Here is a 255-nt window from a genome sequence, read left to right as displayed (position 1 = left end):
GCAGAGATGCTTTGGTGCCTTCGGGAACTCTGAGACAGGTGCTGCATGGCTGTCGTCAGCTCGTGTTGTGAAATGTTGGGTTAAGTCCCGCAACGAGCGCAACCCTTATCCTTTGTTGCCAGCGGTTAGGCCGGGAACTCAAAGGAGACTGCCAGTGATAAACTGGAGGAAGGTGGGGATGACGTCAAGTCATCATGGCCCTTACGAGTAGGGCTACACACGTGCTACAATGGCATATACAAAGAGAAGCGACCT

Annotated in this window: 1 rRNA gene; it reads left to right on the top strand. The window is 52.9% G+C overall.

Going from position 1 to position 255, the window contains the following annotated elements:
* Positions 1-255 (top strand): 16S ribosomal RNA (locus NWP14_RS27905); the annotation flags it as partial.

The organism is Klebsiella sp. C349492, assembly GCF_042055345.1.
Classification (GTDB): Bacteria; Pseudomonadota; Gammaproteobacteria; order Enterobacterales; family Enterobacteriaceae; genus Klebsiella; species Klebsiella scottii.
Note: the sequence above shows the minus strand (reverse complement) of the source record. Positions and strands in the feature narration are given on the sequence as shown.